The sequence below is a fragment of the Actinoplanes sandaracinus genome (genome assembly GCF_030009775.1).
GTDB classification, from domain to species: Bacteria; Actinomycetota; Actinomycetes; order Mycobacteriales; family Micromonosporaceae; genus Actinoplanes; species Actinoplanes sandaracinus.
Genome location: NZ_JASCTH010000017.1, coordinates 111,831 through 128,565 on the forward strand (window position 1 = coordinate 111,831; position 16,735 = coordinate 128,565).

Genomic DNA, 16,735 nt, shown 5'->3' on the forward strand with positions numbered 1-16,735 from the left:
AGCCATTGGGTCCGACAAATCTCTGTCACGTTTTAGCCAGTGCTTATATAAATCTCCACTGACCTGTGTGGATCGCCGTGCCGAGTCCGGACGTCCGGGATCGCGGGGATCCCGGCGTGCCGTCAGATGGGCCGGGAGAAACGCCACGACCAGGCGTTGTCGGCTTCGGTGGAGCCGTACGTCCGGCGGCGTTCCCGCCTGCCGAACCCGCGCGCCTCGTAGAACGGGATGCCCAGCTCGTTGCCGTCCAGCGCGGCCACCCACATCTCGGTCGCGCCCAGCTCGCGGAGCTGCCCGGTGATGTGGTCCAGCAGCAGGGTGCCGAGTCCTCGGCCGCGTTCGTCCGGGTCCAGGTAGAGCACGAACAACTCGCCGACTCCGGGTGCGGTGAGGCCGCCGCCGGCCGCGCCCAGCACCCGGCCGTCCTCCTCGACGACCTGATAGCCGAGCCAGTTCGGCGGGGCCGCGGCGATCTCCTTGGCCACCCGCTCGGCGGTGTAGAACTCGGCGAGCATCCGCTCGATGAACTCGCTGCTCAGCAGGGCCGGATAGGTCCGCCGGTAGCCTCGCGTGCAGATGTCGACGATCGCCGCCACGTCCTCGTCACGAGCCGCCCGCGCCAACGCCATCAGCCGAGGATAGGGTGCGCTGCCGGATGTGGTCGTCGTGCCACTCTGAGCCGACCAGGAACCGTTTCACCCCGACGATCGCGAAACCGTGGCGGGCGTAGAACTTCGCGGCCCGCGCGTTGCGCTGGTTGACGCCGAGCCAGCAGGTCGCGGCGCCGGTCCCGGTGGCCGCTCTCAGGGTCTCGGTCATCAGGGCGGGCGCCGCGCCGGAGCCGTGCCGGTCGGCCGCCAGATAGAACTTGCTCAACTCGACGCTGGTCGCGGCGTCCACCACGGCGGCCACGTCCGGGTCGGTGATCGGGCCGCGGACCAGCATCGAGTAACCGACGGGCTGATCCTCATCGGACACGATCACGATGATCCGGCCGGAATCAGCCAGATATCGGCGGAAACTGTCCGCGGACAGGTGCGTGCCGATGAAGGCGTCGATGTCGGCCTGCGCGGTGCCGGGCGGGCAGGCGAGCCCGAAGGTCCGCCTCGCCAGGTCATGAAGGACCGGCTCGTCACCGGAGGTGGCGTAACGGGTGGTGATCGTCATGGCGGAAACTGTTTAGAATCTTCAGAGTGAGCTTGCGGACGAGAACACTCGGCGATGTTATCCCGCGACCGGCGTCGGTGCGGCCGGTCACCGGCGCGTCGTTCACGATCGATGCGGGTACGGCGGTGAGCGCCCCGGCGACGCTGGCCGCGGTCGCCGCGCACCTGGGCCTGCCGGCCGGCCCGGACGGCGCGATCCGCCTGGCGCTGGACGATTCCCTCGGCCCCGAGGCCTACCGCCTGGAGATCACCGCCGAGGCCGTGACCTTGCGGGGCGGGTCGCCGCAGGGTGTCTTCTGGGGGGTGCAGACCCTGCTCCAACTCGGCCCGGAGCTGCCCGGCGGGGTCATCGAGGACGAGCCGCGCTACCCCTACCGCAGCACCATGCTCGACCTGGCCCGGCACTTCTTCACCGCCGACCAGATCAAGGCGCACATCGACCTGCTGGCGCCTTTCAAGATCAATCACCTGCATCTGCACCTCACCGACGACCAGGGCTGGCGGCTGGAGATCCCCGGCTGGCCCCGGCTCACCGAGATCGGCGCCGGACCGGGCACCGGGGTGGACGGGGCCGGACCGGGCTTCCTGACCCTCGCCGAGTACGCGGACGTCGTCGCCTACGCCGCCGAGCGGTTCGTCACGATCGTCCCGGAGATCGACATGCCGGGCCACGTGAACGCCGTGCACGTCGCCTACCCCGAACTCACCGCCGACGGGCAGCCGGTGGCGCCGCGCACCGACGCGGAGGTCGGGTACAGCTCCCTGGTCGCGGGCAAGGAGGAGACGTACGCCTTCGTCGAAGCCGTCCTCAAGACGGTCGCCGACCTGACTCCCGGCCCCTACCTGCACATCGGCGGCGACGAGTGCCACTCCACGCCGCCGGAGGACTACCGCGCCTTCCTGGAACGGGTCCTGCCGATCCCGGGCCGGTTCGGCAAGCGCGTGATCGGCTGGCACGAGATCGCCGCCGCCGACCTGCCGGACGACGCGATCGTGCAGTACTGGCGGATCGAAGCCGCCGACGACGCCGTGGCCCGCGCCGCCGCGGCCGGCCGTCGGGTGATCGTCTCTCCGGCCGACCGCACCTACCTCGACATGAAGTACGACGCCGCGACCCGGCTCGGCCTGGACTGGGCCGGGCACCTCAGCGTCGAACGGGCCTACGACTGGGACCCGGCGGAGCGGCTGCCCGGCGTCGGCGAGGAGTCGATCATCGGTGTCGAGGCGCCGCTCTGGTCGGAGACCCTGCGCAGCGTCGACGACGTGCGCTACCTGACGTTCCCCCGGCTCCCGGCCGTCGCCGAGGTGGCCTGGTCGCCGCGGGGCAGCCGGGACTGGCAGTCGTTCCGCGAGCGGCTGGCCGCGTTCGGGCCGCGCTGGGAGGCGGCCGGCGTCAGGTTCCACCGCTCACCGGAGATCGACTGGCACTGACCGCCGCGCCCACCCCGGCCAAGACCGCCGAGGACTCCGGCACGACCAGGCGGATCCGGTCCCGGGGCAGCGCCGGGATCCGGGACAGGGCGATGCCGGTGTTCTGCGGCGGCAGGTAGTGGTCCAGTTCGGCGAGCCGCCGGGACAGGGCGCCGAGCAGCGCGACGGTGATCTTCTCGCCGGGGCAGCGATGCCCGGTGCGCGGATCGCCGCCACCTTGCGGGATCAGGTCGAACTCGCCGATCTCCGCCCGGAGGAACCGCTCCGGATCGAACGTGTACGGATCAGGCCACAACTCCGGATCGTGGTTCTGGCCGTAGACGTCGAGCAGCACCAGCGTGCCGGCCGGGATCGGCTCACCCTGGAAGAACATGTCACGGACCGCCCGCCCGCCGAGGAACGGCGCGAACGGGTAGAACCGTCGTACCTCGTGCGTGAACGCGAGGGTGTACTCGTCGTCGCCGGCCCGCAGCCGGGCCTGATGGCGCGGCCACATGTCCATGGCGTGGGCGGCGAACGCGACGAACCAGGACACGGCGATCGTCGGGCGGATGATGTTCAGCAGCTCGACGGCGGCGACACGCGGATCGAGCAGACGACCCTCGTCGGTGTGGTGCGCGATCACCGACAGGGGGGCCGGGGACGGCGGCTTGGCCCGTGCCCCCGCGATGATCCGGGAGAGCCGGCGCTCCTGAACGCGCCGCGCCACCAGCGCCCGCGCGGCGCGCGGGCCCACCGTCGCGAACCCGTCCACCATGGCGACGCAATCCCTGGCCAGGGCATTGATTTCACGATTTTCCAGGGGTACGCCCACCCAGCGCGCCACCGCTCGCGCGATGATCCGCGCCGACTCGTCGAACAGCCGCACCGGCGGGCCCCCGCGCCACTGCTCGGACGCCTCGTCGAACTCCTGCCGCGTCAGCTCGGCGAGCCGGTCGACGCCGTCGCCCATGAGCAGCGACGTGAAGAGCGCCTTGCGGTGCCGGTGCGCCTCGCCGTCCAGGGTGTGCACCGCGCCGCGGCCGAAGAGGGTGTGCACCACCAGCGCGGGCAGGGCGGTGTGCCGCTCCAGATTGCCGGTCCCGTAGAAGAGCCGGGCCGCGGCCGGGCCGCAGATGCCGACGGCCGGCTGTCCCATCACCCGGGTGCGCACCGCGCCGCCGCCCGCGCGGCGGCGCAAGTCCGGCAGCCAGGCGTAACCCTTGAGGGCGACGGCCAGTGTCTGATCGTGGTCAGCCATACCGTTCGTATATCCCGCTGTACGTGTGCGAAACGGTTACCCACGGTTTTGGGCCTAGTGTGGGTGGCCGGTCAGGGGAGGAGTACGGCTTGAGCAAGGGTGCACCAGCGTCGGCGGCACGGTCGGCCGCCGGGCTGGCCGGATTCCTGGTCGTGGCCGGACTGCAGCTCGCGGCGGTGCTGCTCGCGCTCTGGGCGGTGCTGTGGCTGCTGCCCAGTGGGTTCGCGCTGCGGGCCGGGGCGCCGCTGAGCCTGGCCACCTTCGGCACCCTCGGGTACGCCACCTGGCGCGCCCTGCACACCCGGCACCGGATCCCCGCCGGGGTGGCGGTCGGCCGGGCCCAGGCGCCGAAGCTCTGGGAACTGGTCGACGGGGCCGCCTCGGCCGCCGGCGTGGCCGTGCCGGACGGGGTGACCGTGGTCGCCGACGCGACGGCGGCGCTCGGCGAACGTACCCGCCTGCTCGGGCTGATCGGCGGCCGCCGCGACCTCTACCTGGGCCTTCCGCTACTCCAGGTGATGGAGCCGGACAGACTGAAAGCGGTCGTCGCACACGAGCTGGCACACTCCTCGACCGGCCTGGGGCGGTGGGCGCCACTGGCCTACCGCGGGCGGGTCGCGGTGGGGCGGACGGTGCCGCGGATCTCGCCGCGCAATCCGGCCGGGGCGGTCCTACGGGCGTACGCGAGGTTCTACCGGCGGCTGGACGCGCCGTTCAGCCGTGCCCAGGAGCTCGCCGCGGACCGAATCGCGGCCTCGCACGCGGGCGCTGAGGCCACCGCCGCGGCGCTGCGGGATCTTCCGGCGCTGGCCGGGATGCAGCGGCTGTTCCACGCCGAGTACGTCGGGCCGGGCTGGCAGGCGGGCTACATGCCGGACGACGTGTTCGGTGGCCTGCTGCGGGTGCTGGCGGCGCGGACCACCGAGATGACCATGCTGCGGGCTCGGGAACCGGAGCCGCCCGGGCCCTGGGACACGCATCCGTCGCTGGCCGAGCGGGTGGCCGCGGTGCAGGCGCTGCCCGCTTCCGCCGAGGACACCGGCCCGGCGAAGGAGGACACCAGCCCGGCGAAGGAGGACACCGGCCCGGCGAAGGAGGACACCGGCCCGGCGGAGGGAACCGCGTCGGACCCGCCACCGGAGTTGGTTCCCGATCTGCCGGCGCTCGGGCAGGCGTTGCAGGCCGTGGCGTTCCCGCCGCGCGGCCGGGCCGTGGTGAGCTGGGACGAGTGCCTCAGCGTCGCACGCACGTCGGAGATGGAGCGGGAGGCCGAAGCCGCGTTGGCGGCGATCTCCCGGGCCGCCGGCAGCGCCGTGCCGAACGCCGGGCGGCTGCTCTCGCTGGTCGCCGACGGCCGGCTGCGGGCGGCCGCCGAAAGCGTCTTCCCCGACGCGCCGCCGGAGGAGGCCACCGCCCGGATCGTCGAACTGCTCGGCCTGATGCTGGCCCTCGCCGCGCTGCGCAGCGGGGTGGCTCGCTGGCGGCACAGCTGGACCGGCGCCGCCGAGGTGGTCGCCGTCGACGGGACCTATCTCAACCTCGCCGAACTGGCCGCCGCGGCGGCCGACCCGGAGACCACCGAGGCGGTCCGGGCCTATCTGACCGAGGCCGGGGTGGATCTCGCGGCGGCGGCGTCCCGGCCGGGTTCGGCTCGGGCTCAGGTGCTCGGCGGCCTGGTGAACCTGTCCGCGGACGGGGCGCGCACCGACCTGCTGATCACCGACCTGGGACTGCTGCTCGTGCCGGGACTGCCGCGTGGTCGAGGGGCGGAGTCGAAGCGACGGCTGACCAGGATCGCGGCGGACGGGGTGCCGGCCGGCGGCGCCGCGGCCTCTCCGGATCCGGCGCCGGCTCCCTCACCGGACGTCCCGCCGGATCCCGCGCGGGATCCGGCGGACGCCCCCGCTGACGGGGTGTCTCCCGATGGTGGGCGGTTCGTGCCGTTCGTCGACGTCGCGGGATTGACCACATTGCCCGGTCGGCGTAAAGGCTGGGTGATCGGCATGCGCGGCGGTGCGGAACTCACGCTGAAACCGGCGCTCGACACCGATGAGCTGCCCGGCGGCTGGGCCGCTTGGGACGAGGCGGTGACGTTTCTGGCCGGCACCCGATGAACTCGTTGGTGATCGTCTCCGTACCCGAAAGTGACCACAGTCGCCTGTGCGACGAATGTGCAACCGGCACGTCACTTTGGGTCACAATAGCCACAGCGATTGTTAGCTTCACCGCTACCGGGAATGGGTAGCAGGGGGTCCGGGTGAGGCGCGACGATCGTCGGGCGAAGCGGGGGAAGGGGCCGTCATGGAACGAGGGCCGTTGGCGCTCTTCGGAGCCATTCTCGCGGTCGGCCTCGGCCCGGCGCTGTGGCTCGGCGCCCAGCTCGGCGCGGTCAATCTCGCGCCCGGCCAGCGGCCCGCGCCGGTCGATGAGCAGTTCCCCGGTGTGGACATGGACTTCGGTGGCGCCGGAGCGGGCGATCTGCCGGACGACCGGCCGCTGACCACGTACACGTACTCCCCGCTGAGCTCGGCGACCTCGGCGGAACCGGATGTCGTGGGCACCGCCCGCCCGAAGCCCGTGCGGCCCGAGCCGCCGAGCCCGCCGCCGTCGGCGAGGCCGTCCGCGATGCCGTCGGCGCCACCGTCCGCGGCACCGTCCACAAGCTACTCGCCGGCGCCGACCACGGAGTCCAGCACCTCGGCCAGTGCCGATCCCAGCCCGTCCGGGTCGCTCTCGGGCAGTCCCGCGCCGTCGGCCGCGCTCACCCCGTAAGGCGCGATCGAGGGGGAGCCGCGGCTCCCCCTCGTCGTCTTCCCGTCCGGGGCGGGTCAGAGACCGAGCAGCCGGTCCAGGATGTCGCGGTAACTGCGCAGTTCGACCCGCAGCGACTCGGTGTCGTCGGTGCCCTTGGCCAGCGCGCCGCGCTGCTCCCGGAGACCCTGGACCAGCTTGTCCACGGCCTCGTCCACCAGCCCGGCGGCGTCGGTGGTGGCGCCCTTCGGGTCGTCGACGAAACGCAGCTGAACGTCACGCCACCGGTCCCGCAGCGGCTGGGTGTCGGCCGCCGGGAAGAACGACGACGCGCCGGAGACGGCGCCGGTGGACGTGCCGGCCGTGGCGATCAGGGGCTCCGGCTCGGCCTTCGCCTTCTCGGCCTGCTCCTTCGCCTCGGCGGCCTCCACCTCGGCGGCCTCCGCGCGGTCCTTCGCGTCGTCGGCCTTGTCCGCCGCGGTCTTCTCGGCGGGGACGTCGGTCGCGTCGGCACGCGGGGGGATCGGCTGGGTCAGGTGCGGGTCGTCGAAGGTGCCGCGGTCCTCGAGCGCCGTGTCGACCGCGTCGTCGTTGTCCGTCCGGTCCTCCCGGTACACGTCGGTGCGGCCCTGGGCGGGGACCGTCGGACCGTCGGGGGTGGTGTCGGCCGTGATCGGCCAGGCCACCTCGTCGGTCTTGTCACGATCACGGACGCCGTCCGGGTCACGGTCGCGGTCCAGGTCACGGTCGCGGGCCGCGCCGTCGTCGAACGCCACGGTGCGATCCGCGGTGTCCGGCAGCCGGTCGGTCCGCTCCGGGTCGTCGGACGCGCGGGCCGCGGCCGCGTCGTCCACGGAGGATGTCCCCACCGCGGTGGGCTGCGGCACCGGCTCGGTGTCGTGCTGCCACGGCGATCCGGCCCGCTGCTGCGGCACCGTGGGCTCCGCCGGGGTGTGCCCGCGGTCGCCGGTCTGGTCGTCGGTGTCCTTGGCCTCGTTGGAGAAGAAGCGCATCTCAGGCTCCTCAGCGGCTGGTGGCGTCGGGCCGGGAGCGGGCGACGCCGGGGTCGGTGGAGGTTTCGGTGCTGCTCTCGGTGCTGGTCTCGGCGTCCTCGGAGGCCCGCCGCGGCTCCGGGGTGAGGTGCGCGACCGGGTTCTCGCCGAGCAGGTCGGCGAAGAGGGCGCGGTAGTGGACCAGGGCCTGCCGCAGGTCCTCGGTCTCGGCCTGGCCCTCCCGGCTGCGCCGGCTGATGTCGTGGGCGGAGCGGTAGTGCTCCAGGGTGGCGGCGTGCTCGACGGACAGATCGGCCAGCTGCTCGTCATAGCCACCGGTCGGATATCCCCGTTCGGCGATCAGCCGGGTGACCAACTCGTCAGCGGTCGAGACCGCCTCACCGGGGTTGTCCACGAAGCGGATCTGGACCTCTTCCCAGGCGGCGGAGTACCGGGCCCGGGACTCCGCGGAGAGCGGCTTGAGTTCGAGCTGCGAGTGCCGCTTGGTGCGCTCGTGCAGTTCCTTCTCCGCCTCGGCGCGGCTGCCGGTGTCGGCGACGACGCGGTCGTACTCGGGGCCGAAGGTCTGCCGCAGCCGGCGCCGGCGCGCGGCCTGGACACCGAACACGACCGCGGCCACTAACAGAAGGACGACGACGATCAGGACGATGGTGAGGGTGGCGGACATCAGGTTCCTCCTTCTTCCACCGTCTGTATGCCCATCCGGCACCCGGCGCCAATCCCCCTCGGGCCGACAAGACTCGGCGAGGTCGCCATCGGCGCCGCCCGGCCGGGTCCGTCGTGAGCCCGACGATCTCGCAAAAAGATCTCGTAGCGATCTAACTGGACAAACAGGAGAGAGGGCCGCGATCCGGCGGCTCCGGGAACTAGCTGAGACGGACGTCATTACGTATTCTTCCGGAGCGCACGCCACGGGCGTGCCGGTCGTCCTCCTCGTCTCGGCCGGTGTCACAGGCGACACGCTGATCGTTTCCTGCCGAACCCCTCGGGCGGAGCTTGATGAGAAGCCGCAACTGGTCGATCCGTTCGAAGATCATCGCGATGGTGGCGGTGCCTCTCACCGCGCTGCTCGCGCTCTGGATCTTCGCGACGTCGGTCACCGCCGGTCCGGCCCTCAACCTGCTCTCCGCGCGGGACGCGGTGGCGAAGCTCGGCGACCCCGGCATGCGGCTCATCTCCCAGCTTCAGCGGGAGCGTCACTACTCGGCCATCTACCAGGCCACCACCCGCCCGGCGAAGACCGAGCTGAGCCGGGAACGGGACGTGACCGACGAACTGGTCGCCGAGCTGAGCCGGGCCGCCGGCGACGCGGACGCCAACGCCGACGTCATGAGGCGGGTCGGCGACCTGTTCACCGAGGTGGACAAGCTCGGCGCCATTCGTCAGGAAGTCGACGACCGCAAGATCAGCTACTTCTACATCGTGCAGAAGTACGACGGCATCATCGATGCCGCGTTCGAGGTCTCACGGACCGCGGCGGTCTTCTTCCACGAGCGGGTGGACCGGGAGACCCGCGGCCTGATCAGCGCCTTCGAGGGCCTGGAATACCTCAGCCGGATCGACGCGCTGCTGGCCGGCGCGAACGCCAACGGCCGCATCGACGCCGAGACCCGCCGGACCCTGATCGAGTACGTCAGCATCCAGCGGTACCTGCTCGCCTCCGGTGTGGCGGACATGCCGCAAGAGTCGCAGGGCGACTACGCGGCGCTGATCACCCACCCGGACTTCGTGCAGCTCGACATCCACATGAACAAGCTGTTCGCGCAGAGCTACGCGGGCGGGCCGCCGCCGGTCAGCGGGATCGACTGGCAGCCCGCCTACAACGACGTGTCGCAGGAACTGCGGAAGTTCACCGAACGGACGGTGGAGGAGGTGGCCGAGGACGCCACCCCGCTGGCCATCGAGATCATCGCCAGGCTGATCCTCGCCGCCGTACTGGGCATGCTCGCCCTGGGCCTCTCGGTCTACGTCTCGATCCGTCTCGGCCGCTCGATCGTCGGCCGGCTGATCCGGCTGCGGCGCGACGCGCTGGAACTGGCGTCCGAGCGGCTGCCCTCGGTGGTCCGGCGACTCCAGCGCGGCGAGATGGTCGACGTCGACGTGGAGACGCCGCCGCTGGAGTACGGCAAGGACGAGATCGGCCAGCTCGGGCACGCCTTCAACGACGTGCAGCGTACGGCCGTGCGGTCCGCGGTCGAGGAGGCGAACGTCCGGCGCGGCATCAACGAGGTGTTCCTCAACATCGCCCGGCGCAGCCAGACACTGCTGCACCGCCAACTGTCCCTGTTGGACAAGATGGAGCGCCGGGAGACCGACCCGCGGGAGCTGGAAGACCTGTACCGGGTCGACCACCTGGCCACCCGGATGCGGCGGCATGCCGAGGACCTGGTCATCCTCGCCGGTGCGGCGCCCGGCCGTGGCTGGCGCAACCCGGTCCCGGTGATCGACGTGGTCCGTGGCGCGATCAGCGAGGTGGAGGACTACAAGCGGGTCGACATCCGTACGATCGCCACCGCCGCCCTCGTCGGCCGCTCCGTCGGTGACGTGATCCACCTGCTCGCTGAGCTGATCGAGAACGCCGCGTCGTTCTCCCCGCCGCACACCCGGGTCCAGGTGATCGGTCAGGTCCTGCCGAACGGCTACGCCGTGGAGATCGAGGACCGCGGTCTGGGCATGACGGCCGAGGCGCTCGAGGAGACGAACCGGCGCCTGGTCGAGCCGCCCGACTTCGACCCGGCGGACAGTGCCCGGCTCGGCCTGTTCGTGGTGGCCCAGCTCGCGAACCGGCACAACATCCGGGTCTCGCTGCGGGCGTCCGCGTACGGCGGCGTGACCGCGGTCGTGCTGATCCCCGGTGACTTGATGAGCTCCGGCGCCGGGGGCAGGGGACCGTCCGGCGCCCTCACCGGCCCGTTGGTCGGCTCCGGCGCCGACGACCCGGCCCGCAACTCGCTCGCCGCCCTCCAGTGGCCGGGCAGCGGTGAGCTGCGGCAGGTCACCGCGACCGGCCGGCGTTCCGTCCTGGACGACGCCCCGGCGCCCGCGGGTGCCGGGACCCCGCCGGTCAACGGCCACCATCGGGCCGCTCCGGAACTCACCGGCCCGGCGCCGAGCGTGGTGGCGGCCGAGTTGAGCGCGGAGGGCCTGGTGCAGCGGCGGCGCGTCCGTAAGCCCGCCGTGCCGCCGCCCGCCGTGAACGGCAGCGCCACCGCCGAGGCGGACAAGACCGTCGACCTGTCGACGCTCGACGAGTTGGCCGCCGGGTTGCCGGTCGCGCCCCGGGCGGTGCCGCGGGGCTCGGGCCCGGCCGCCCCCATGCCCGTCGCTGAGCCGGTCGCCGAGACGCCACTGGTGGAGACCCCGCTGGTGGAGACGCCGAAGCCGGAGGTCGGCGAGGACGGGCTGCCGCGCCGGGTCCGGCAGGCCAACCTGGCGCCGCAACTGCGCCAGCCCGTCGTGGATGTGGAGTCCACCGCACCGGTCCGCAGCCCGGAGAAGGTGCGCTCCCTGATGAGCGCCCTGCAACTGGGCACCAGGCGTGGTCGCGCCGATGCGGCCCGCGAGGGGTCCACCGATTCCGGATCTTCCGTCGTCGGACACGCCGTGGAGCCTGACGGTGTGACGTCCTCCGATGCGGATACCGTCAGTTTCCCGTCTGCCGTGCACGCCGCGGCAACCGGGCAGAAAGCACCATCCGGGCCGGAGGCCGGCGTGAACGGCGAACACGCCGATGGTCCCGGGGAGAACCTCATGCTGGAGAAGGACGCATAAGTGGCAACGACGAAGCAGAGCGCGAATCTCACCTGGCTCCTCGACGACCTCGTCGAACGCGTGCCAACCGCGCAGCAGGCGGTGGTTCTCTCGGCCGACGGCCTGATGCTCGGCTCCTCGGCCGCGATGGACCGTGAGGACGCGGAGCATCTCTCGGCGATGGCGGCCGGTTTTCAGAGCCTGGCCAAGGGGGCGAGCCGGCACTTCGACGCCGGTGCGGTCCGCCAGACGGTGGTGGAGATGGAGGAGGCCTTCCTCTTCGTCACCGCGGCCGGGCAGGGCGCGTGCCTGGCCGTGCTGGCCTCGGCCGACGCCGATCTGGGCCTGATCGCCTACGAGATGGCGATGCTGGTCACCCGGGTCGGCCAGACGATGGCCGCCCCCGAACGGTCGGTGCTGTCACCGTCCGACCTCTTCTGAGCAGCCGCGTGTGACTCACGACTGGCTGGACAACGATGCGGGCCCGGTGGTGCGTCCCTATGCGATGACTCAGGGGCGTGTCGCCCCGGCGGACTGCGACTTCGACCTGGTCGCCTTCGTCGTGGCGACCGTCCCGGATCTGACCTCGGGGACGCATCTGCAGCCGGAGCACCACGCCATCGTGGCCGCCGCCTGGGAGCCGATCTCGGTGGTGGAGCTCTCGTCCCAGCTCGACCTGTCGGTCGGCGTGGTCCGCGTGTTCCTCGGTGATCTACGCTCAGCGGGTCTCATCTCGCTGTACGAACCCCCGGCTGCCACGCAGCCGCATGACGTCGACGTACTCAAGGCGGTTGTCAATGGACTCCGTGCGCTCTGACCGCAACGGCGGATCGTCGCGCATTCCCGTCGCTCTCAAGATCCTCATCGCGGGTGGGTTCGGGGCGGGTAAGACCACGATGGTCGGATCGGTGAGTGAGATCCGGCCCCTCCAGACCGAAGAGGTCCTCACCGGCGCGGAGGGGGCCGATGACGTCTCCGGCGTCGAAACCAAGACGACCACGACGGTCACCATGGACTTCGGCCGGATCACGATCACCGAGGACCTCCAGCTCTACCTGTTCGGCACGCCGGGCCAGGACCGTTTCTGGTTCCTCTGGGACGAGTTGTCCCAGGGTGCGCTCGGTGCCGTGGTGCTGGCGGACACCCGCAGGCTGGCCGACTGCTTCCCGTCGATCGACTACTTCGAGCAGCGTGGCACGCCGTTCGTGGTGGCGGTGAACTGCTTCGACACCGAGCACCAGTTCGCGCCGGAGGCGGTTGCCCGGGCTCTCGACCTGGACCCGGATGTGCCGGTCGTCCTCTTCGACGCCCGGAACCAGGTGGCCGCCCGCAACGTGCTGATCGAGCTGGTGGAGTACGTGGCCCGGCGCCAGCTCGCCGCGGCGGCCAGCCGGTGAGGCGCCGCCGGATCGTCGTGGCCGCCGGCCGCTAGAGCGCCGGCGGCTGCAGTGTCATCTGCTCCGGCGGAACGCAGATCAGCCAGGGGCTGAGCCGCCGGACGGTCCGCTGCGGCAGCAGGCCGCGCATCGGCAGTTCCGCCGGGCTGCTGTACGGGCCCCGCTCGTATCGGTCGAGGACGATCCGGTGTGCCTCGATCGGGCTGATCCCCTGCAGCCGGGCCACTTCCTGGACCGGCGCGTGGTTGAGGTCGACGAGCCCGCCGTCGTCGAAGGACCGCAGCAGGTCGGGCCGCCCGATCCCGGCCTGCCGGGCTCCGCCGGGGTTGATCGCGGCGAACTGGCGGGCCAGTTCCCGCCGGGCCCGGGCGCGGTGGTTGTCGCCGGGGTGGGCGGCGAGAACCGCCCCGTGCACCGCGGCGACCGGGATGAGGAGGAACCCGATCATGATGCCGGCTTCCTCGGTGGGGTTGAGCGGTTCGATCTCGACGTTGCTCGGGTCGATCAGCATCAGGAACATCATCGTGACGAACATGGCGAAGTAGCCGGCCGCGACGATGACATCGCGCCGGGTCCGCCGCTGGACCGCCGCGTAGGCGAAGTAGAGCCAGCTGCCGAGCGAGCAGGTGACCAACGGCAGCATCGCGGCGAGGACCACCTCGGCCCAGGGAACGCCCTGGCGGCGAGGCGCGAACAGATGTCCGGGCAGGGGTCCGGCGCCCGACCATGCCGGCGGGTGCGGCGGCGCGGCGGCGTACGGAGCTTGCTGGTGCGCAGCGGCCTGGTGTGGGATCGGCGAGTGCGTGGCCGGTGAGTACGGCGCCGGCGAGTAGGGCGCGGGGGAGGAGGGCGGCGGCGAGTACGGCTGCACGCTCACCGGATCGGCCGGTGGCGGGGTGGGTTCCTGACGGCCGGCCCACGGGTCGACCGGCTCGGTGTAGAACGGCTCGTTGCGCAGGATCCGCCGGTGCGTCTCCTGGAGCCGATCGCCCGGTTCGGCGCCGAGCTCCTCCAGGAAATACGCGCGGGCGTCGCGGAACACGGCCAGCGCCTCCGCCTGCCGCCCGCTCTGGTGCAGCGCGATCATCAGCTGTGCCCGCAGGCCTTCACGCAACGGGTACTCACGGATCAGGCGGGACAACTCGGACACCAGGCCGGTCTCGCCGCCGCGGGCCAGCCCGATCTCGGCCCACATCTCCCAGGCCGCGGCCTGTTCGTCGGCGAGCCCGTCGCGGGCGGCGTCGAAGAGCGGGCCGGTGAGGCCGCCGAGTGGTTCGCCGTGCCAGAGGTCGAGGGCGCGCCGCACGGTGCCGGCGGCGTCCTCGTGGCGGCCGGCCCGGCGTTCGGTGTCGGCGCGGGCCAGGGCGGCCCGGAAGTCGTCGACGTCGAGGGAGCCGACGTGCAGCACGTACCCGCCGTCGGTGAGCGCGAGCAGCTCGCCGGGGGTGCGCGGCGAGCGGTCCGGGTCGAGCACCCGCCGCAGACCGGCCACGTACTTCTGGACGACGTTGGTGCCGTTCTCCGGCGGTTCGTCGCCCCAGACGGCGTCGACGATGCGATGGGTCGGCACCGGACGGCCGGGATTCAATAGCAGGACGGCGAGGACGGCGCGCTGCTTGGCCGGGCCCAGGTCGAGCTGACGGCTGTCCCGGAAGGCGCGGACGACGCCTAGGATCTCGAACCGCAGCGGGCTGGCCGCCGACTCGTCGGTCACCTAGCACCCCCTGCTTGACCTGGGCGTTCCTTCCGACGGCAGCGGAACCGCAGCCGGCAGCAGCATAGCCGCAGCGCGGCGGCAGCCGTCGTGAGGAGCCTTTCGTCTCATCAACGCATCGCGTACCCCCGTGAGGAAAGACGAAGTGATGAAGGTTTTCACCAAGCGCATGGCTTTGGCCGGCGCTCTGCTGTTCACCGGTACCGCCCTGGCCGCCTGTGGCGGCGGTGAGACCGCCAAGGAGACGGGCGCCGCCGCCAAGGAGACGGCCAAGCCGGTCTCCGCGGCGACCACTCTGGCGAAGGGTGTGCCGACCGCCAAGACCCCCGCGTTCCGCTACGCGATCAAGGGTGGGCTGCAGTCGCTCTCCGGCGTGCTGGACGCCCCGAACAAGGCGCTCACCACCGACGTGTCGGAGAAGATCCCGGACAGCAAGATCACTTTGAACATGAAGTTCCTGATCGTCGACGACAAGGCGTGGGCCAAGATCGCCTTCGACGGCGCGAAGGCCGGTGACGGCCTGCCCGCGATCCCGAAGAAGTGGATGCTCCTGGACCAGTCGAAGCTCGCCTCCGACTCGTCCGAGGACCTGACCTACCAGGGCGAGACCGATCCCGGTTACGTCAGCACCCTGTTGGAGGCCGCCGCCGACCTCAAGGAGATCGGCAGCGGCACCTACGCCGGCACCACCGACCTGACCAAGTCGGAGGAGGCGGAGATCGTCGACAAGGCGACCCTGACCGCGCTCGGCGAGAAGGCCAAGAGCGTCCCGCTGAAGCTGACCGTGGACGCCGAGGGCCGCATCGCCAAGGCCGTCGTCGAGATCCCGGCGGCCGGCAAGACCAAGGCCGCCACCTACGAGGTCACCTACGACCAGTACGGCGCCGCCGCCGCGATCAAGGCGCCGACCGACGTGGTCAAGGCCACGGCGGACGTCTACGAGATGCTGAACGGCTGATCCGCCGGACCGGTGGACACCACCGGCGTCAGCGCGGGTGATTACGGGGGCCCGTGCCGCCGCCGGTGGTGTCCTGCCGTGCGTTCCCGCCGTTCTGTGGTGGGATCGAGACATGGGTTCAAGCCATGAATACGTCTTCGTCGGCTGCTACACCGGGGACAAGGGAGGCGACGGCGACGGCATCACGCTGCTGCGGCGTGATCCGGCGACCGGGGATCTGACCCGGCTCGGCCTGGCCGCGCGCACCCCGTCACCCTCCTTCCTGGCGCAGCACCCCACCCTCCCGGTCCTGTACGCGGTGAACGAGCTGGACCAGGGCACCGTCTCGGCCTTCTCGGTCGCGCCGGACTGCTCGCTGATCCCGCTGGCGGTGCGCCCGACCGGCGGTTCGGATCCGTGCCATCTGGCGGTGACCGCCGACGGCCGGCATCTCGTCGTGGCGAACTATTCGAGCGGGTCGGTGTCCGTGCACCCCCTCGATTCCGAAGGCTCCCCCGGGGAGCGCAGTGACCTGCTGACGCTGGCCGGCTCCGGGCCGGACCCGGAGCGTCAGTCCGGACCGCACGCTCACCAGGTGGTGCCGGACGGCAACGGCGCCGACGTTCTGATCTCCGACCTCGGGTCGGACCGGGTGTGGCGCTGCCGGCTGGACCCGATCTCGGGCCGGCTCGGTGTCCCGGAGGCGGCCGTCGAGGTGAAGCCGGGCACCGGCCCCCGTCATATGGTGCGCTCGGCCGACGGCGCGTTGCTGCTTGTCGGCGAGCTGACCGGGACGCTCAACTGGTACCGCCCGGCCGGTGGCCCCACGCTCGAACTGCGCGGTGAGGCGGGCGCCAGCACATCCGCGGGCCCGGTCCATCCCTCGGAGATCACGATGGGCCGCGACGGCCGGTTCGTCTATGTGGCGAACCGGGGACCGGACACCGTCTCCGCCTTCTCCTGGGACGGCGACACCGTCACGATGATCGCCGAGGTGCCCGTTGACGGGGTGTGGCCGAGGCACATGGTTCTCCTCGGGGATCACCTCTACGTAACCAATCAGCGTTCACACAACGTGACCGTTTTCCGCATCGACCCGGAGACCGGAATCCCGGCCGTGCAAGGTGAGCCGACGGGTGAGCCGACCCCGACCTGCCTGCTCCGCTGGATTTCGCCGATGATCAGACCATAGGGAAGATCGGACAGTCCGGCGTGTCGGTGATTCAAGCGGGCAAACCCGGCGCGCCGCAGGTGAAAGTCGATACCCAGCGGTATGGCGTCATCACTCTCGGTGTTTGCTAGATCGGAAAACATCAATCTGAGTAATTTTCGTCCG

The 16,735-nt window shown here is 71.6% G+C and carries 15 protein-coding genes; 9 read left to right on the forward strand and 6 right to left on the reverse strand.

Features of this window, described 5'->3' with window-relative positions; all coding sequences use genetic code 11:
• Positions 1 to 122: 122 nt before the first annotated feature.
• The gene (locus tag QLQ12_RS25360; RefSeq protein ID WP_282762949.1) at positions 123 to 629 is read right to left on the reverse strand and encodes a GNAT family N-acetyltransferase; all 507 of its coding nucleotides are present in this window, start codon (positions 627 to 629) and stop codon (positions 123 to 125) included.
• On the reverse strand, positions 604 to 1,167 hold the full coding sequence (locus QLQ12_RS25365) for a GNAT family N-acetyltransferase (protein ID WP_282762950.1): 564 nt from the start codon (positions 1,165 to 1,167) through the stop codon (positions 604 to 606). The genes QLQ12_RS25360 and QLQ12_RS25365 overlap by 26 nt, the downstream gene beginning before the upstream one ends.
• Before the next feature lie 26 nt (positions 1,168 to 1,193).
• Here QLQ12_RS25365 and QLQ12_RS25370 point away from each other — a divergent pair, with 26 nt between their 5' ends.
• Positions 1,194 to 2,597, forward strand: coding sequence for a family 20 glycosylhydrolase (locus QLQ12_RS25370; RefSeq protein WP_282762951.1), 1,404 nt, complete (start codon positions 1,194 to 1,196; stop codon positions 2,595 to 2,597).
• Here QLQ12_RS25370 and QLQ12_RS25375 read toward each other — a convergent pair.
• Positions 2,560 to 3,837 carry a cytochrome P450 gene (locus QLQ12_RS25375; RefSeq protein WP_282762952.1) on the reverse strand — a complete coding sequence of 426 codons (1,278 nt, stop codon included), beginning with the start codon at positions 3,835 to 3,837 and terminating at the stop codon, positions 2,560 to 2,562. The two genes, QLQ12_RS25370 and QLQ12_RS25375, sit on opposite strands and share 38 nt — an antisense overlap.
• 89 nt (positions 3,838 to 3,926) lie before the next feature.
• Here QLQ12_RS25375 and QLQ12_RS25380 point away from each other — a divergent pair, with 89 nt between their 5' ends.
• Positions 3,927 to 5,951: a M48 family metallopeptidase gene (locus QLQ12_RS25380; protein ID WP_282762953.1), complete on the forward strand. Its 2,025-nt coding sequence runs from the start codon at positions 3,927 to 3,929 to the stop codon at positions 5,949 to 5,951.
• 187 nt (positions 5,952 to 6,138) lie between these two features.
• Complete coding sequence (locus QLQ12_RS25385) at positions 6,139 to 6,609, forward strand: hypothetical protein (protein ID WP_282762954.1); 471 nt, start codon at positions 6,139 to 6,141, stop codon at positions 6,607 to 6,609.
• Positions 6,610 to 6,665: 56 nt separating this feature from the next.
• Here QLQ12_RS25385 and QLQ12_RS25390 read toward each other — a convergent pair whose 3' ends face one another.
• Together QLQ12_RS25390 and QLQ12_RS25395 are read right to left on the reverse strand one after the other, a co-directional pair.
• Positions 6,666 to 7,601, reverse strand: a complete 936-nt coding sequence (locus tag QLQ12_RS25390; protein ID WP_282762955.1) for a hypothetical protein — start codon at positions 7,599 to 7,601, stop codon at positions 6,666 to 6,668.
• A gap of 10 nt (positions 7,602 to 7,611) precedes the next feature.
• Positions 7,612 to 8,268 carry a hypothetical protein gene (locus QLQ12_RS25395; protein WP_282762956.1) on the reverse strand — a complete coding sequence of 219 codons (657 nt, stop codon included), beginning with the start codon at positions 8,266 to 8,268 and terminating at the stop codon, positions 7,612 to 7,614.
• Between the two features lie 332 nt (positions 8,269 to 8,600).
• On the opposite strand from QLQ12_RS25395, the gene QLQ12_RS25400 reads away from it, so the two are divergent.
• The 4 genes from QLQ12_RS25400 to QLQ12_RS25415 all read left to right on the forward strand — a co-directional run bounded on the left by QLQ12_RS25400 (position 8,601) and on the right by QLQ12_RS25415 (position 12,748).
• Positions 8,601 to 11,372 carry a nitrate- and nitrite sensing domain-containing protein gene (locus tag QLQ12_RS25400; RefSeq protein ID WP_282762957.1) on the forward strand — a complete coding sequence of 924 codons (2,772 nt, stop codon included), beginning with the start codon at positions 8,601 to 8,603 and terminating at the stop codon, positions 11,370 to 11,372.
• Positions 11,373 to 11,792 (forward strand): roadblock/LC7 domain-containing protein, encoded by a 420-nt coding sequence (locus QLQ12_RS25405; RefSeq protein ID WP_282762958.1) that lies wholly within the window; start codon positions 11,373 to 11,375, stop codon positions 11,790 to 11,792.
• 64 nt (positions 11,793 to 11,856) lie between these two features.
• Entirely contained in the window at positions 11,857 to 12,168 is a 312-nt protein-coding gene (locus QLQ12_RS25410) for a DUF742 domain-containing protein (protein ID WP_282763068.1), read from the forward strand.
• The gene (locus QLQ12_RS25415) at positions 12,149 to 12,748 is read left to right on the forward strand and encodes a GTP-binding protein (protein ID WP_282762959.1); all 600 of its coding nucleotides are present in this window, start codon (positions 12,149 to 12,151) and stop codon (positions 12,746 to 12,748) included. The genes QLQ12_RS25410 and QLQ12_RS25415 overlap by 20 nt, the downstream gene beginning before the upstream one ends.
• 31 nt (positions 12,749 to 12,779) lie before the next feature.
• Here the strand turns inward: QLQ12_RS25415 and QLQ12_RS25420 are convergent, their stop codons facing one another.
• Entirely contained in the window at positions 12,780 to 14,462 is a 1,683-nt protein-coding gene (locus QLQ12_RS25420) for a BTAD domain-containing putative transcriptional regulator (protein WP_282762960.1), read from the reverse strand.
• Positions 14,463 to 14,592: 130 nt separating this feature from the next.
• On the opposite strand from QLQ12_RS25420, the gene QLQ12_RS25425 reads away from it, so the two are divergent.
• Both QLQ12_RS25425 and QLQ12_RS25430 read left to right on the forward strand, forming a co-directional pair.
• Positions 14,593 to 15,420, forward strand: a complete 828-nt coding sequence (locus tag QLQ12_RS25425; protein ID WP_282762961.1) for a hypothetical protein — start codon at positions 14,593 to 14,595, stop codon at positions 15,418 to 15,420.
• Between the two features lie 112 nt (positions 15,421 to 15,532).
• The gene (locus tag QLQ12_RS25430) at positions 15,533 to 16,591 is read left to right on the forward strand and encodes a lactonase family protein (RefSeq protein WP_282762962.1); all 1,059 of its coding nucleotides are present in this window, start codon (positions 15,533 to 15,535) and stop codon (positions 16,589 to 16,591) included.
• Positions 16,592 to 16,735: the final 144 nt, after the last annotated feature.

Coding starts and splice junctions, on each gene's coding strand:
- QLQ12_RS25385 (WP_282762954.1), top strand. CDS start 6,139: ATGGAACGAGGGCCGTTGGCGCTCTTCGGAGCCATTCTCGCGGTCGGC.
- QLQ12_RS25410 (WP_282763068.1), top strand. CDS start 11,857: ATGACTCAGGGGCGTGTCGCCCCGGCGGACTGCGACTTCGACCTGGTC.
- QLQ12_RS25360 (WP_282762949.1), bottom strand. CDS start 629: ATGGCGTTGGCGCGGGCGGCTCGTGACGAGGACGTGGCGGCGATCGTC.
- QLQ12_RS25365 (WP_282762950.1), bottom strand. CDS start 1,167: ATGACGATCACCACCCGTTACGCCACCTCCGGTGACGAGCCGGTCCTT.
- QLQ12_RS25400 (WP_282762957.1), top strand. CDS start 8,601: ATGAGAAGCCGCAACTGGTCGATCCGTTCGAAGATCATCGCGATGGTG.
- QLQ12_RS25390 (WP_282762955.1), bottom strand. CDS start 7,601: ATGCGCTTCTTCTCCAACGAGGCCAAGGACACCGACGACCAGACCGGC.
- QLQ12_RS25415 (WP_282762959.1), top strand. CDS start 12,149: ATGGACTCCGTGCGCTCTGACCGCAACGGCGGATCGTCGCGCATTCCC.
- QLQ12_RS25430 (WP_282762962.1), top strand. CDS start 15,533: ATGGGTTCAAGCCATGAATACGTCTTCGTCGGCTGCTACACCGGGGAC.
- QLQ12_RS25395 (WP_282762956.1), bottom strand. CDS start 8,268: ATGTCCGCCACCCTCACCATCGTCCTGATCGTCGTCGTCCTTCTGTTA.
- QLQ12_RS25375 (WP_282762952.1), bottom strand. CDS start 3,837: ATGGCTGACCACGATCAGACACTGGCCGTCGCCCTCAAGGGTTACGCC.